The sequence below is a fragment of the Stenotrophomonas sp. Ste96 genome, assembly GCF_024519495.1.
In the GTDB taxonomy this organism is placed as follows: domain Bacteria; phylum Pseudomonadota; class Gammaproteobacteria; order Xanthomonadales; family Xanthomonadaceae; genus Stenotrophomonas; species Stenotrophomonas bentonitica_A.
Map to the genome: position 1 here is coordinate 1 of NZ_JALJRX010000055.1, position 378 is coordinate 378.

At 69.6% G+C, this 378-nt stretch carries 1 pseudogene; it reads right to left on the reverse strand.

Features of this window, described 5'->3' with window-relative positions:
* A pseudogene (locus tag OC373_RS18805) lies at nt 1–378 on the reverse strand (xylulose 5-phosphate 3-epimerase); the annotation flags it as partial.

Genomic DNA, 378 nt, shown 5'->3' on the forward strand with positions numbered 1-378 from the left:
CGGCCAGCGCATGATCGCGCTCGCGCACCCGCTGCTGGAGCTCGTGGCTGTTGAGGGCGGCAACGGCCTCATCGAGCTCGGCCGCGGCCACGAACAGCGCCGCAGCGCCTTCATTGAAGAGCGTGCGCGCCTGCGCATCCTTCGCCGGATTTCCGGGCAAGGGCAGGTTGTGCGAGGCGTTGGTCCCGGCGCCGGGGAAGCCGAAGCCCTTGACGGTTTCGGCGATGCCGTAGGGCAGCCGCACGTCTGTATCGGGAACGGCGGCGCCAGCTTGCAGGCGCGACTCCATTACGTGGATGCCCCACGCGATGCTGGCCGGATCGCGCCCGTCCAGCGCGATCGGATCAAAGCCGTTCAAGCGCAGGTGCCGGTCCAGCC